General features: G+C 36.6%; 15 protein-coding genes and 1 tRNA gene. 8 read left to right on the top strand and 8 right to left on the bottom strand.

Annotated elements, in window-relative coordinates; genetic code table 11:
- Window positions 1-8: 8 nt before the first annotated feature.
- The 8 genes from truB to ACYQ1E_RS09265 form a co-directional block, all read right to left on the bottom strand.
- Entirely contained in the window at window positions 9-953 is a 945-nt protein-coding gene (gene truB / locus ACYQ1E_RS09300; protein WP_459878296.1) for a tRNA pseudouridine(55) synthase TruB, read from the bottom strand.
- Between the two features lie 31 nt (window positions 954-984).
- Window positions 985-1,938 (bottom strand): DHH family phosphoesterase, encoded by a 954-nt coding sequence (locus tag ACYQ1E_RS09295; protein ID WP_459878293.1) that lies wholly within the window; start codon window positions 1,936-1,938, stop codon window positions 985-987.
- A 73-nt stretch (window positions 1,939-2,011) separates the two neighbouring features.
- Entirely contained in the window at window positions 2,012-2,299 is a 288-nt protein-coding gene (locus ACYQ1E_RS09290; RefSeq protein WP_459878290.1) for a DUF503 domain-containing protein, read from the bottom strand.
- A gap of 32 nt (window positions 2,300-2,331) precedes the next feature.
- A complete protein-coding gene (gene infB, locus ACYQ1E_RS09285; RefSeq protein ID WP_459878288.1) occupies window positions 2,332-4,935 on the bottom strand; it encodes a translation initiation factor IF-2 in 2,604 nt (867 codons plus the stop codon).
- Window positions 4,936-4,958: 23 nt separating this feature from the next.
- The gene (locus ACYQ1E_RS09280) at window positions 4,959-5,174 is read right to left on the bottom strand and encodes a YlxR family protein (RefSeq protein ID WP_459878286.1); all 216 of its coding nucleotides are present in this window, start codon (window positions 5,172-5,174) and stop codon (window positions 4,959-4,961) included.
- 46 nt (window positions 5,175-5,220) lie between these two features.
- Window positions 5,221-6,450, bottom strand: coding sequence for a transcription termination factor NusA (gene nusA, locus ACYQ1E_RS09275; protein WP_459878283.1), 1,230 nt, complete (start codon window positions 6,448-6,450; stop codon window positions 5,221-5,223).
- A 73-nt stretch (window positions 6,451-6,523) separates the two neighbouring features.
- Window positions 6,524-6,994 carry a ribosome maturation factor RimP gene (locus tag ACYQ1E_RS09270; protein ID WP_459878280.1) on the bottom strand — a complete coding sequence of 157 codons (471 nt, stop codon included), beginning with the start codon at window positions 6,992-6,994 and terminating at the stop codon, window positions 6,524-6,526.
- Window positions 6,995-7,081: 87 nt separating this feature from the next.
- Window positions 7,082-7,157: transfer RNA gene (locus ACYQ1E_RS09265), tRNA-Gly, on the bottom strand.
- 215 nt (window positions 7,158-7,372) lie between these two features.
- On the opposite strand from ACYQ1E_RS09265, the gene flgF reads away from it, so the two are divergent.
- Genes flgF through flgK form a run of 8 tightly spaced genes read left to right on the top strand, consistent with a single transcriptional unit; the run spans window position 7,373 to window position 15,306 of the window.
- Window positions 7,373-8,140, top strand: coding sequence for a flagellar basal-body rod protein FlgF (gene flgF / locus ACYQ1E_RS09260; RefSeq protein ID WP_459878277.1), 768 nt, complete (start codon window positions 7,373-7,375; stop codon window positions 8,138-8,140).
- 23 nt (window positions 8,141-8,163) lie between these two features.
- Window positions 8,164-8,946: a flagellar basal-body rod protein FlgG gene (flgG, locus tag ACYQ1E_RS09255; RefSeq protein ID WP_459878274.1), complete on the top strand. Its 783-nt coding sequence runs from the start codon at window positions 8,164-8,166 to the stop codon at window positions 8,944-8,946.
- A gap of 6 nt (window positions 8,947-8,952) precedes the next feature.
- Complete coding sequence (flgA, locus tag ACYQ1E_RS09250; protein ID WP_459878271.1) at window positions 8,953-9,900, top strand: flagellar basal body P-ring formation chaperone FlgA; 948 nt, start codon at window positions 8,953-8,955, stop codon at window positions 9,898-9,900.
- Window positions 9,901-9,919: 19 nt separating this feature from the next.
- Window positions 9,920-10,594, top strand: coding sequence for a flagellar basal body L-ring protein FlgH (locus ACYQ1E_RS09245; RefSeq protein ID WP_459878269.1), 675 nt, complete (start codon window positions 9,920-9,922; stop codon window positions 10,592-10,594).
- Window positions 10,582-11,703: a flagellar basal body P-ring protein FlgI gene (locus ACYQ1E_RS09240; protein WP_459878266.1), complete on the top strand. Its 1,122-nt coding sequence runs from the start codon at window positions 10,582-10,584 to the stop codon at window positions 11,701-11,703. The genes ACYQ1E_RS09245 and ACYQ1E_RS09240 overlap by 13 nt, the downstream gene beginning before the upstream one ends.
- Window positions 11,704-12,621 (top strand): peptidoglycan DD-metalloendopeptidase family protein, encoded by a 918-nt coding sequence (locus tag ACYQ1E_RS09235; protein WP_459878263.1) that lies wholly within the window; start codon window positions 11,704-11,706, stop codon window positions 12,619-12,621. It begins immediately after the preceding gene.
- A gap of 51 nt (window positions 12,622-12,672) precedes the next feature.
- Window positions 12,673-13,149, top strand: coding sequence for a flagellar export chaperone FlgN (flgN, locus tag ACYQ1E_RS09230; RefSeq protein WP_459878260.1), 477 nt, complete (start codon window positions 12,673-12,675; stop codon window positions 13,147-13,149).
- Window positions 13,150-15,306 carry a flagellar hook-associated protein FlgK gene (gene flgK / locus ACYQ1E_RS09225; protein ID WP_459878257.1) on the top strand — a complete coding sequence of 719 codons (2,157 nt, stop codon included), beginning with the start codon at window positions 13,150-13,152 and terminating at the stop codon, window positions 15,304-15,306.
- The last annotated feature ends 74 nt before the right edge of the window (window positions 15,307-15,380 follow it).

Raw genomic sequence — 15,380 nt, 5'->3', positions numbered from 1 at the left:
TTTAGTTTTTACTCTCTTCCCCAAAGTCCCCTTAAAATCTTCCAGTAAAGAGTTCCATCTATGAATCTGGTCTCCATAATGGCCAAAGCCCTTAAAGAAGGATCTAAAAAAAGATACCTCTCTCCTTCCTTTTCAGGGTATGCTCCGCCAATCTCTCCTACCCTTATCAAATTTCCATTCTTTATCTTGTTTGAGATATCTTCATCAACTGCTAACTTTGGCCAGTGAGGCAGACTCTCAGATAGATCAATTACCTTTTCAAAAAAAAGGGATGGGGAATTTAAGAGTTCCTCCATTGACACACTGTGTTCAAGGCCATAAGGTTCTGCCCTCTCCCTGATTAGAGAAAATAGCACACCACCAACCTTTAGCCGTTTCCCCAGGCTGTGGGCCAGGGAACGGACATAAGTGCCTTTTGAACACCTAATCCTGAACTCTATAAAAGGCAAATTTACGCCTAAAACCTCTACCTGGTCAATATAAATTTTCTTCACTCTTTTTGGAGGCCTTTCCCCTTGCCGTGCCATAGAATAAAAGGTCTTCCCTTTGTATTTTGCCGCTGAATAAGGGGGAACCTCTTGCTCTTTTATATTTTGCCATTCATATACTGCCTTAACTATCTCATCCTCTGTTAAACCTAGATAGGACGATTCTTTTAAAACATTTCCCGTAATATCATAAGTATCTGTCTCAATTCCTAGACGAATAACTCCTCTGTAAACCTTATGTCCTTCCATTAAATAAGGGGCCAATTTAGTGGCCTTGCCTAGAAGAACAACTAAAACTCCAGATGCCATGGGGTCCAATGTGCCAGCATGTCCAATTTTTTTTTGCTTAAACTTCCTCTTTATCCTTTCAATGCATGAAGTTGAACTTGGCCCTTTAGGTTTATTTAGAACTAAAACACCATGACATTGGGCTATTTTTTTGGAATCCATTCCAGATTTTACCATAAATACCAGATATAGAACTCTTTATTTTTCCTCAACATATAAAACCAGCTACACATTTTATAAAGGCCTCCTCAGCCTCATCCAAGGGCAAATCTAGACTTCCGCCTGCTGCATTTTTATGACCTCCACCATTTAACTCCATGGCTATTTTACTCACATCCACCTCTCCCCATGACCTCATACTCACCTTCACCTTGTCCTCATCTTCACGCAAAATAGCAGCTACTTTGACGCCCTTGATCTGTCTCAAATAATTAATTATCCCTTCTGCTTCTTCTGATGTTGTATTGGTCTTTTCAAATAACTCTCGTGAAATCTTTGTTAGTGCTAATTTCCCATCAAAATATAACTTGGCATTTTGCATAGCAAGGCCATGTAGATGCACTTTATTTAAGGTCCAATACCTTTGATATTTTCTGTTAAAATCATCTAAATCAAAGCCATTCTCTAAGATTTCCATAACAACCTTTAAAGTGCTTGGACGTGTATTGCTAAATGTAAAAGAACCTGTATCTGATACTATAGCTGTATACAAACACTCAGATATATTATAAGTTAATTCTACTCTTGCTTCTTTAATTAAATAAAAAATCATCTCACCAACAGAAGACATAGTTGCATCTACCCAATTTATATCAGCAAAATTATCATTGGTGGGATGGTGATCTATATTTATACTTACTTTTACATGGAGTCTGTCTATTTCCTTACCAGCTCTATATTTATCTCCACAATCTAAAAAAATAATGCAGTCATATTCATTTCTTAGTAATTTATGGACTACATAATCTCTAATATCTAAGTATGAAAATCTATCTGGAATTTCGGATGTATTGTAAAGATAAACATCTTTCCCTAATGTTTTAAGTAAATAAAACATACCTCCCATTGACCCAACAGCATCTCCATCTGGGTTCATATGGGAGGTTACTAAAAATGTATTATTCTTAGCTATTACATCAATTATCTTTTTCTTTATATTCATTTTTTCTATATTCTCTGTCCAAAGTAAAAAACTTAACACTCAAATCCTAACACCCACAACTCAAAAACTCATTCTAAAGACTGAATATTTCCACTGAAGTATCTACTATTTCTTCGCTGGTTATTTTTTCTAAAAAATTTAACACATTATCAGCTACTTTTTGGATTATCTTTCCACTATTTGAAACTATTGCAATACCAAATACAAGTCTATTCAAACTATCTTGAGACTCTATTTCTGCAATTGAAATATTGAATTTGTTCTTGAGTTTTTGTTTTATACTATTTGCAATATTTCTCTTTTCCTTTAAGGAAAAAACACCGTGGAGATAAAATTCAACTCTTACACATCCAATCTGCATAACATTTGCCCAACATTATTATTGCTTCTAAATTAAAGAGTTCTCTTCTCTTCTACTTCTTCAAAGGCTTCTATTATATCACCAATTTTTATATCATTAAATTTATCTATTCCAATGCCGCATTCAAATCCCTTTGTTACTTCTTTTACGTCATCTTTAAATCTTTTTAAAGATGCAATCTTTCCAGTGTACACCACAACTCCATCCCTGATGACTCTAATGGGTGCATTTCTCTGAACCTTACCATCTATGACCACACACCCTGCAACTGTTCCCACCTTTGGTATATTAAAGGTCTCTTTGACCTCTGCCTGACCAAGGTACACCTCCTTTTTAATTGGTGCAAGCAGACCACTTAAAGCCTCTTTAATATCATTTACCAGGTCATAGATAACTGAATAGAACCTGATTTCAACTCCCTCTTTTTCTGCAAATTCCTTTACTTTAGCAGTTGGACGTACATTAAATCCAATTATAATGGCATTAGAGGCTGATGCCAATCTTACGTCGTTTTCATTGATGGCACCAGGTGCTCCATGGATTATTTTTACGCTTACTTCATCAGTGGAAAGTTTTCCTAAAGCCTCGTTTATTGCCTCAAAGGATCCTTGAACATCTGTTTTTATAATGAGATTCAAATTCTTAATATTTTCTTCTTCTTTTGCCTTAAAGAAACTCTCAAGGGTGAGTTTTGTCTGTGTGGCAAGCTCTTTTTCTCTGTGTTTTTGACGCCTTGTCTCTGCAATCTTCTTTGCTACCTTATCATTTTCAACAACCACAAACTCCTCTCCCGCATTTGGCACTCCATCAAATCCCTGCACTTCAACAGGCATGGACGGCCCAGCACTATCTACTTTTTGACCCTTATCATTTATTAGGGATCTGACTTTTCCATAATTTAAACCACAGACAAAGCTATCTCCTGTCTTTAATGTGCCTTCTTTGATGAGAACCGTTCCAACAGGCCCTCTACCTTTATCCAATCTGGATTCAATAATAAACCCCCTGGCCCTTTTATTTGGATTAGCTTTTAATTCTAAGACTTCCGCCTGAAGGAGTAACATCTCTAACAATTGATCAATACCAACTTTTTTCTTTGCAGAAATATTTACATAAATTGTGTCGCCACCCCACTCTTCTGGTAAAAGCCCAAGTTCTGCGAGTTCTCTTTTTACCCTTTCTGGGTCCGCATTTTCTTTGTCAATTTTATTAATTGCCACAATAATAGGGACACCTGCAGCCTTTGCATGATTTATTGCCTCTTTGGTCTGTTCCATTACACCATCATCAGCAGCAACTATTAAAATTACAATATCTGTGACCTGAGCTCCCCTTGCCCTCATCTCAGTAAATGCCTCATGACCAGGTGTATCTAAAAATACTACATATCCATTACCAACTTTTACATGATATGCTCCTATATGCTGGGTTATACCTCCAGCCTCTCGTAGAGCCACGTCAGATTTTCTAATGGCATCCAATAGAGTAGTTTTACCATGGTCAACATGGCCCATTATTGTCACCACTGGGGGTCTAGGCTTCAAGTCTTCTGGTCTATCTTCTTCTTTGGGTAAAATAAAATCTTCTTCTGAAAATCCAACCTTTTCCACCTCATAGTCAAATTCTGCAGCTACCAGTGCAGCAGTGTCATAATCTATTGACTGATTAATAGTGGCCATTACCCCGATGTCCATAAGGCTCTTAATTATCTGCTGGGCCTTAACCCCCATCTGCTGAGCAAGGTCTGCTACTCTGATGGCCTCTTCTATTTTTATCTTTCTCTTGGCTGCCTTAATTGGCTGAGTGGTAATTTTTGGTGGCTCATGTGGTTTCTCTTCTTTTTTCTTTTTCTTTAAAACCTTTCCACCTGTTTTATCCTCCAGTGGAGTTTGTTTTTTCTTTTTCCAATCGACCTTTTTCTTCTTGGCTTCTTCTTCATAAATGCCTGATACATCTACAACTTTTTTGCCTTTTTTCTTTCGCCTTGCCCTATCTATCTTCTCAGGTACCACAGGAACCTCTGGGGCCTTAAATTCTTGTTCCTTAGTAAGCTCTTCACTTTCCTTGGTCTGCCTATCTTCTTTTTTTGGTACTGTAATCACCCGTGCCTTTGGATATGTTCTTTTTTTTCTAAATTTTCTCCTGTCTTTAAATGACTTTTTTCTCTTTTTTTCTTCCTTTTTCTCTTCTACATCTTGCTTTTTAAAATGGGGGGATTTGGTCTCTTCTTCTTCCTTTAAAGTCTCTTTTCCTTTTTCTCCTTGTCCACTAACTTCTTTTTTCTCTTCTCTTTCAACTTCTTCTTTGACCTCTTTTTCTTCAACACTATCTTGTTCTTGCTCTTTTTCTTCTATAAATTTAGTTTCTTTTACCTCTTGACCCTCTTTTATTTTTTCTTCTCTTTTCTTTACAGGCCGTCTTCTTATTATAATTCCAGAGGCCACTTTCTTTTTTTCCACCCTCTGTTGTTGTTTTACTTCTTTAAATTTCTCTTTTACATGTGCGACTTGTTCATCTGTAAGTCCACTCATATGACTCTTTACTGGGATATTTTCTTCTCTTAAAAGGTGTAAAAGCTCTTTATTACTTATACCTAATTCTTTTGATAATTCTCTAACACGCATTTTTGTGGCCATAATCCCCCCTTAAAACCACTTGTCTAACTACTTCTCTCAAATCTGGATTTAATTGAAGAAAGCTTTTTCTTTGCTTTTTTTTGACAACTTTCCTCTCTACAAATATAAAAGCCCCTTCCATCCATTTTTTTATCTTTATCTAAAATAAATTTACCCTTTAAATAGACATATCTGTCTAAAAGATGCTTATATGTCTTTTTTCCACACACAATACAGGTTCTCTCTGGTATATATTTCATAAGGCCTTAAACATAAATTTGTCAAAAATTTTGACAAACCTCTCCTCTATGCCATCAATAGATTTAACGCTGATCTCAATTCTTTTAATTTTTCCTCATCCATACCTTCCATTTCCAGGAGGTCATCATCTGAGGCCTGTGCCACTTCTTCCAAAGAATTTAGACCAGCCTCATAAAATGCATCAACACTAATTCCCACAACTCCAGCCAGTTGTTCCAGTTTTTGTCTATTTTGATAGATTTCTCCATAACGACTTTCTGTTATAATGTCTATACTCCAACCAAGCAGTTTGCTGGCCAATTTTACATTTTGTCCCTTTTTCCCAACTGCTAAATAATACTGATTGTCAGGGACCACTACTTCTAAACTCTTTTCATCTTCATCAACTGTAATACTGGAAATTCTGGCTGGTGCCAGTGCATTGACAGCATAAGTAGTGATATTTGGACTCCACACAACAAGGTCTATTTTTTCCCCTTTAAATTCCTGGATAATCTTATTTATGCGAGAGCCACGAACACCAACACACGCGCCTATTGGATCTACATCTCTATCTTTTGAATAAAGTGCCACCTTTGCCCGAATTCCAGGTTCCCTGGCTATTCCCATAATCATAATTGTTCCATCACTAACCTCTGGAACTTCCCTTTTAAAAAGGAGTTCCATATAAGCTGGATGGGAACGGGATAATATTATCTGCGGCCCTCTGCCTTCTTTTTTGACATCTATTATATAACCATCTACTCTATCACCCCTTTTATAGTGTTCTGTAGGGATCTGTTCTTCCTTGGGCAAAAGGGCTTCAGTCCTACCCAAATTTATTATAAGTCCAGCCCTCTCTTTTCTCTGGACTGTTCCACTAACTATTTCACCAATCCTATCTTTATATTCTTCATATATAATTTCCTGTTCAGCATCCCTCATACGCTGGATTATAACCTGTTTGGCTGACTGGGCCGCTATCCTGCCAAGATCTTCTACTTCCAGTTTAAATCCCACCTCATCATCTAAATGAACATTTGGATCTATCTCTTTGGCTTCCTCCAGGGAAATTTCCCTATCAGGATCTTCTACTTCCTGCACCACCCTCTTGAATTGATATACTTCCATATCTCCTGTATCTTCATTGTAATTTACCTCTATATCTAATTTATTGTGATATTTTTTATTTACAGCTACCTTTACAGCCTCTTCCAATGTATCTATTAATACATCTTTATCTATTCTTCTTTCTTTACTTATAATTTCAATAGACCTTTTTAACTCTAACCCCATGAGATAACCTCCACTTATGAAAACTAAGCAAAAATTAAAGACTCTCCCCCATCTCTTGCAATATTTAAAATTCCTATTCAAAATATATCAACTTAATTTTTTCAATATCTTCCCAGGGAATTGAAAATTCCTCTACCTCTGTCTCTATTACCACTACCTTATTAGTTAGGTCAGCAGCTTTAAGTATTCCCTTCCACTTTTTTCTAGATTCAATTGGAATCTTAGATTTAACTGACACCATCTGACCAATATAATCCTTTAACTGATCTATCTCATAAAATGTCCTGTCCAGACCAGGAGAAGATACTTCCAGGGTATAAGAACCAGGAATTAAGTCTTCTATATCCAATATTACATCAAGATGTTTTGAGACCTGGGAACAATCAGAAATGGAGATGCCTGAGGGCGAGTCAATATATACCCTTAGTATTCCCCCACCTCTGATAGATCCTAAAAATTCCATGCCCCACAAATCATATCCCAGGGTCAAAACTGCATCAGTTACAATTTTTCTGAGTTTTTCTTTTATATCTTCAAACTCCATTTCCCCTTCCAAAGCTTAAATTATTCAAAAAAAAAGTGGACCAAATAGGCCCACTCCAAAATTTTCCAATTAAATTTTTTCCAGGAGTGGAGCGGGTGACGGGATTTGAACCCGCGACTCCAAGCTTGGGAAGCTTGTACTCTACCAACTGAGTTACACCCGCTCAAATAAGCTTCTTTATATATATTCAAAACTCTCAAAATAGTCAAGGGTTGAACAAAAATATTTGAAAATAAATGTGGTGTCAAAAAATTGAAAAAACTCGAAAAGATCTGTGTACCTTTCCCTTATCTTTATTTTTTCACCTTATTGACAAAACTGGTCTTAAATTAGCTGGCCTGGATTTTGCTTATTACTCAACAAAGGAGGTTTTTTCCCATGCAGGATAGTGTATACAACTCAGTTTTCGGGGCACTGACTCAAAAATATAGATTAGATATAATAGCCAATAATTTGGCTAATGCTTCAACCATTGGATATAAAAAGGATAAGCTCAGTTTTGAGGATGTGTTAATCCACTATGCCCATGACTTTAATGATCCAAATCTCGGGATAACTGGAGGTGTAAGGTGGCCTGAGAAGGATCTAAATACCCAACCGAGAATAGGTGAAAAGAAAATAGATTTTTCTCAAGGTGATCTTAGACGCACACAAAATCCTCTGGATCTGGCAATTGGTGGACAAGGCTTTTTTAAATTACAAACCCCACATGGAATAATGTACACAAGGGCTGGAAATTTTACCCTAGATAAAGATGGCTTCATTGTATCTCCACAGGGTTACAAGCTCCTTGGAAAAGGAGGACCTATTCAGATTGCTGGAAGGGGAAAGATTACAATAACTGAAGATGGTGTAGTTTATGTTGGAAATACACAAGTGGGTATTATTGAAATTGTGGATTTTCAAAATAAAGGCCTTGTTAAAAAATTTGGGCAGAATTTATATAAAAGTAATCCCAACAATGAAAAACCAGTAAATAATCCAAAAATATATCAAGGACATTTAGAAGGCTCTAATGTGCAGGTGGTAAAAGAGATGGTGAAAATGATTGATACCTTGCGAAACTTTGAGGCCATGCAAAAGGTAATGACCAATACCAATGACCAAGACAGAAACGTAATAAATAAGGTTGGTAATCCAACATAATTTTGGAAAAGGGGGTAATTATTATGATCAGGTCCCTTTGGACTGCTGCATCAGGTATGGTTGCACAACAACTCAACATAGATACCATTGCCCATAACCTGGCCAATGTAAATACAGTTAGTTTTAAAAAAAGCAGGGCAGAATTTGAAGACCTCATGTATCAAACCTTAAAAATAGCTGGACATCAAAATCAGGCAGGCCAAACTATCCCAACGGGAATTCAAATTGGACTTGGAGTGAGACCTGCTACTGTGCACAAATTTTTTAAAGAAGGAAATCTGCAAAACACAGGCAATCCACTTGATCTAGCAATAGAAGGCGATGGTTTTTTTCAGGTGGATGTAAATGGACAACTGGCATACACCAGGGCTGGCAATTTTAAGATTGATCAAAATGGACAGATAGTTACTGCAAGGGGATATCCCCTGCAACCAACATTCACTGTGCCAACAGAGACCCAAAATATAGTAGTTACCAATGATGGTCATATCTCAGCCTTAGATAAAGAAGGCAATGAATTAGCTGGAGCTGATATACCAATATATACCTTTATAAATCCTGCAGGTCTAAATGCAATTGGCGGGAACCTCTATTTAGAAACTCCTGCATCAGGAGCAGCCCAACAGGTTACTCCAGGCACAGATAATGCTGGAAGAATTGTTCAGGGATTTTTAGAGATGTCCAATGTGGAGTTAGTAGAAGAGATGGTTAATATGATTATGGCCCAAAGGGCTTTTGAAAGCAATTCAAAAACAGTTACTGCATCAGATCAAATATTACGAACTGCAAATAGTATAATAAGGTAGATGAATATGAGAAAAGTAATTTTTTATATTTTTACCTTATTCATTTTAATTTTCATAATATCTTATCAAGGACTTTGCTTTTGTATAAAAATCAAAAACGTAATTTTTGTATCTGATAACTTTGTAAGATTTGAAGATATACTTGCAGAAAGTTCAAATAAAATAGCGTCAAATATTAAAAAAATGCTTATATTGGATATATCGCACTATCCTCAAAAATTTACTCTAAAAAGAAATACTTTGAAAAAAATATTATCAGATAATCTTCCTGATAAATTGCTAAATAGTTGTGATATACCAGATAAAATTCAGATAATTAAAGGAAAATATATTCTAAATAAAGAAAAACTCTTTTCTCTACTTATGAATTTTGTCAAAAATAATAGTTCTCAAATGGGTGGAGATATAAGATTGAGAGATGTGGTATTGCCAGAATATATAATACTTGGAAAAGGAGAAAAAATTTATATCCAGGTATATGGAAATAATATAAAAGCAGGTTCAAATACAGTATATTTTATTACATTAAAGGATAAAAAAATAACAAAAAAGAGAAGTGGTAGATTTTTCCTAGATGTGTTTAAACCTGTGCCCTGTGCAAAGAGACCTTTAAACATTGGAGAGCCGCTGACACCTGATAAAATAACATTTATCAAAAAAAATCTCGCATATCTTCCAAAAAATATCTGGGACGGTAAAACCGGGCCATACAGGATCAAGGTTCCAATAGGGGCCATGCAACCAATTACTATGGAAAGATTAGAACCCATTCCTGTGGTATCAAAAGGACAAAAGGTAAAATTAGTTTATGAAGGAAATAGCATTATTTTAAGGACCATTGGTAGATGCTTAGAAGATGGCAATATAGGCGATTTTATAAAGGTCTTAAACATCCAGAGCCATAGAGTGGTCTATGCAAAGGTGGTAGATAGAGAAACTGTAAAAGTTGAATAATTAAGAGGGGAGTTTAGTTATGAAAAATATATTTGTAATATTGATACTGGCAATTTTAGCAGCATGTTCAGCAAAATCCCCTTCTTATGTAGCACCACTTATACCTCCTCAACCAGAACCGATCTTAAAAATAGATAATCCAGGCTCTCTTTTTCAACCTTCAGAGGCCACGCTCCTTTTTGAAGACAACAGGGCAAAAAGGGTGGGAGATATTGTGCTCGTAAAAATCCTGGAGCAAAGCAGCGCTTCCAGTGAATCAGATACCAAGTCAGAAAAAAAATATCATATAAATGCTGGATTTAGCAGCTTTCTTGGACAGTCAAAATTTATGGGACTCCCAAACTCTGTAGGTAATGTGCCCCTTTTAAAGGCTGTAAACAATAACAAACTGGATACATCAGGAGAAATAACAAGAAAGACCACTGTCACTGCGACTGTGGCAGCCCGAATTATCAGGGTCTTTCCAAATGGCCTTATGGAACTTCAAGGGGTCAGAGAAATTATGGTTAATGGAGAAAAACAGATAATTCAAGTCCATGGATTGATCAGGGCAAGAGATATAGGTCCGGATAACTCAATTACCTCTAATCAACTAGCAGATGCAAAGATCTATGTATATGGGGAAGGTGTGTTATCAGACAAACAAAAACAGGGATGGATGGGAAAATTGGTGGATAAAATATGGCCATTTTAAGATTTAACAAAAAAATCAAGCTGATACTGATGATCTTTTTCATAGTTTTTTTATCTCATCCACAATTATTTTGCGAGAGCGTGAGACTAAAGGATATTGCAAAATTCAGTGGTGTTAGAACCAACCAACTAATTGGCTACGGACTTGTTGTGGGACTATCTGGCACTGGAGATCAAAGGGGATCAGAATTTACAATACGTTCAATCGCTAACATGCTTGAGAACATGGGAATAAAGGTAGATCCCCAAAATATCCAGCCCAAAAACGTGGCAGCAGTTGTAGTCTCCGCCAAGATGCCAGTGTCTGCAAAGCCAGGAGACAAAATAGATGTAACTGTATCTTCAATTGGAGATGCAAAAAGCCTTTTGGGCGGGGTGCTTATCTTAACCCCACTCAGGGGAATAGATGGAAAGATATATGCCCTTGCCCAAGGACCAATCTTGCTTGGTGGATATTCCGTAGGCGGCCAGGCAACCTCTGCTGTAAAAAACATCCCCACAGTGGCAAAGATCCCTGGCGGCGCAACAATAGAGAGGAAAACACCCTTTGAATTTAATTCACAGGACAAGATTACTATTTCTTTAGATATTAGAGATTTTTCTACTACTGAAAAAATAGTAAAGCAAATTAACGAAAAGTTAGGTGGGAATTTTGCCTTTGCAAAGGATATATCCACCATAGAACTCAAGGTTCCACCACAGTTTAAACACAATTTAGTTCCATTAATGGCAAGTCTGGAAAATATGTATGTATCGCCAGATTCCAAGGCAAAGGTGGTTGTGGATGAAAAAACTGGCACCATTGTAATGGGTTGGGATGTAAAGATATCTCCAGTTGCAATTGCTCAAGGAAATCTCCAGATAGTGGTAAAAGAAACACCTCTCGTCTCTCAACCAGCACCATTTAGTCTGGGAATCACTACAGGTGTTCCCAGGACACAGGTCAAAGCAAAAGAAGAGGTAAAAAAATTGAACATAATAAAAGGTGCCAGTTTAAAAGAACTTGTTGATGGACTAAATGCAATTGGTGCATCCCCAAGGGACATGATTTCCATCTTAAGGACACTCAAGGCTGCTGGAGCTTTACATGCAGAGCTGGAGGTATATTAAATGATAAAAACAACTATTGACCCTAAGATATTAGAAAATAGTCTGGATCTAAATAAAGTAGCTCAAAAATTAACCTCCATTAAAACCTCCAACTCCAGAAATGATAAAGAAAAACTAAAAGAGGTATGCACTGATTTTGAGGCCATTTTTATTGAGAAATTATGGGGAGAGATGAAAAAGACAGTTTCAAAAAATGGTCTTTTTTCTGACCCTATAAATAATCAATATATGGATCTTTTTGACTTTGAATTCTCAAAAAAATTGGCACAAGAAGGAGGCATAGGACTATCAAAATTTCTATATAACAATCTGGTAAATCAGCTTGAGAAAAAGAGTGAACACACAACTGAACCAAAAAATATAAAAATCCAGGGTGCAAACAATATCCAGAAAAAAATGAATCCGCTAGAACAAATAGAACAAAACAGCTATATTCTAGATAAAGTAAACAAAATCGCAAATGACATAGAAAAAAAACATAACTCTAAAAGCTCCTTTAAGATCATATTGCCAGTTCCAGGAGAGATATCTTCTTACTTTGGTATGAGAAAAGATCCCTTTTTAAGGGTAAAAAAAATGCACAATGGCATTGATATAGCTGCTCCCATTGGAACAGAAATTAAAGCAGCTACAGATGGAGAGGTAATTTTTTCTGGTGAAAAAAAGGGTTATGGAAAAGTCGTGATTATTAAAAACAAAGCAGGATTAGAAACAATGTATGCCCATAATAAGGAAAATCTCGTTCATATTGGAGATAATGTAAAAAAGGGAGACATAATAGCTAAAGTAGGTTTGACGGGAAGAACAACCGGCCCCCATGTCCACTTTGAAGTAAGGATTAATAATAGGCCAGTAAATCCCTTAAAATTTATTGATAATTCACTATATACCCAAAATTTTCTAAGGACAAAGGGATAAACAAAAATTAAAAATAAACGATAAAAATATAAAGACCAGGAGTCCATTAAAATGAAAAGGATAGTTAATTCTTTAAAGAGACAGCTAAAGGCTCTGGGTGTTTTACATTCTCTACAAAAACAAGAATATAAGATCTTGCTAAAAAATAACAAGAAGGAATTGTCTAAAAATCAGTTTGCAATTCAAAGATTGCTTTATCAACTGCAAAAGGAAAAACAAGAATTATTAGATGTTCTTGAAAAAAAATTTAGAGTAACGAAACTTTCCCAGCTACCTGAGCTCATAAATTCAGAGGAACAAAAAGATGAGTTGAAACAATTAATTGAAAAAATAAGGATAAAAGAAAATCAATGCATGGAACAGGCCACAAAAAATGCAGACCTTGCAATAGCATATCTAGAGCAGACACAGGATCTTGTTAATTTTTTATATGATCAAATAAGACCCAAGGCCAAAGATGTGTATTCAAAATATGGCACATTAGATACCAAAACCACTGGTCCTTGTATTGTTAGCGGGAGGTTATAGATGGTTGGTATAGGATCAGTTTTAGACATAGGCAAATGGGCATTATTTACCTCGCAGAGCGCAATAGAGACCACTGGTAATAACATAGCAAATGTAAATACGCCAGGTTATTCCAGAAGAAAGGTAATTATTGAAGAGGCGCCATCTATTGACTTTGCCCCTGGACAACTGGGCAGGGGTGTGAGGGCCAAAGAAATTGTCAGAATATTTGACGATTTTATAGAAAAACAATATCTCCAAAAATATTCTGACCAAGAAAGGTGGCGTACCCTCTATGAAAATCTAGATAGCGTCCAGACTGTATTCAAGAATGAAGAAAATTCAGGACTAAGTGCAGCGCTAGAACAATTTTTTGCCTCATGGCAAAATCTGGCACAACGTCCAGATGATTCAAGTGTGCGAACATCCCTACTTGGAGATAGTTTTAACCTCCTTCAATCTATTGATATTGGAGCAACTGACCTGCAAAATATCCAGACCCAGATAAACCATTTTATAGAACAGGACGTAAATAAGGCAAACAAATTGATCCAGGAAATAGCAGAGTTAAATAGACAGATAACAGCTCACGAGGTTCCTGGGAAAAACAATCCCAATGAGCTGTATGATAAGCGCAACTCCCTTTTAAGGAACCTTGCACAACTTATGGACATCACAGTAATGGACAATGGCGGAGGAGATCTACTGGTAACTACTAGATCTGGATACACCCTGGTAGATGGTATGGAAACCTATAAATTGGCATTAGAAGGTCCCCAGAGCATAACAACACTTACCCCAAGCTCAAATTTTAATGGGCAGGTATATTTTTCGGGCTCAGATGAATTTGAATATACTTTGCAGGTGGTGCAGGCTGGAGATGTAGCATCTAGTGAAAGCGATCCGAATGTGGCAAGGCTGAAGATATCAATAGATGGTGGAAAGACCTGGCTTACTGATGAAAATGGCAACTATATCACCATTCCTGCCTTAACTTATGATTCCAGGGTGAGCCTTCCAAATAGCGATGTCAAGATATGGTTTGGGGATCCAAATGACCCATCCCAATACACTGGATCAAATGGACTTGAGGTAGGAGATACCTTTCAAATTGTGCCTAAACATGGGCTATATTGGTATCAAACAACGTCATCCAAGGTCAACATAACTCCCATGGTGCTGGGAAATGAGAAGGACAATACCAGAAGATTGGTCGGCGGAACCATTACAGGTATGTTCAATTTTAGAGACAACTACATTGGAAAGATAAAAGAAAAATTTAACGAATTTACTAAAGAACTCATATGGGAAGTAAATAGAATGCACTCTCAAGGAGTGGGGTTGAAAAAATTTGGAGAACTAATAGGCACCTACCAGGTCCAAAACACATCAGCCCCTCTTGGCTCAGGCAGCTCAGGTCTTTTTTTTCACGATAAACTAACTCAAGGCAATGTTGGAATTTATATTTACAACAAAACAACTGGCGAGCTAGTACAGGGCGCCCTTTATCTGGATATGGATTCGACTACAGCCAATGTGAGGGAAAATTTTGACCCATCAACCCATTCATTAGAAAATTTAAGGGATGCAATAAACAACGATTCCAGACTTAATTCGTATCTTTCTGCTGAGATAATTGACAATAAACTAAAAATAACATCCAAAGATCCCAATTATCAATTTGCCTTTGGAGAAGATTCATCGGGAATTTTAGCAGCACTTGGAATAAACACCTTTTTTGAAGGAACAGGGGCGTATGATGTTGCCATAAATCCATATGTAAACCAAAATATTGATTTTATTGCTACTGGAAGGATAAATGGCGCAGGAGAAGCAAATCCAGCAGACAACACAACAGCAAACAATATTGCTGGACTTCAATATAAACAGGTCTCATTTACCACAAAATCTGAAGGCACTACCCAAAATACCTTACAAAGTTATTATAATTCCCTTACTGCAACTGTTGGTGCCTATACTTCAAAGGCAGAGTATAATTACAACTTTTTCAAATCACTGGCAACAGATTTAGATGAAAGACAAAAGGAGATCTCAGGGGTTAATTTAGACGAGGAAATGAGTAATTTACTAAAATTTCAGCAGGCATATACTGCAGCTGCAAAACTAATAACTGTTTCTGAACAGATGATGTCCACTGTAATACAAATGCTTCCATAACCAGTTGGGTCTAATAGAGTTGTAAATAGAATTCTACCTACTAATTACCATTTATCTAGCATATGTAAAAGGAG

Source organism: Desulfothermus naphthae (genome assembly GCF_054657475.1).
Note: the sequence above shows the minus strand (reverse complement) of the source record. Positions and strands in the feature narration are given on the sequence as shown.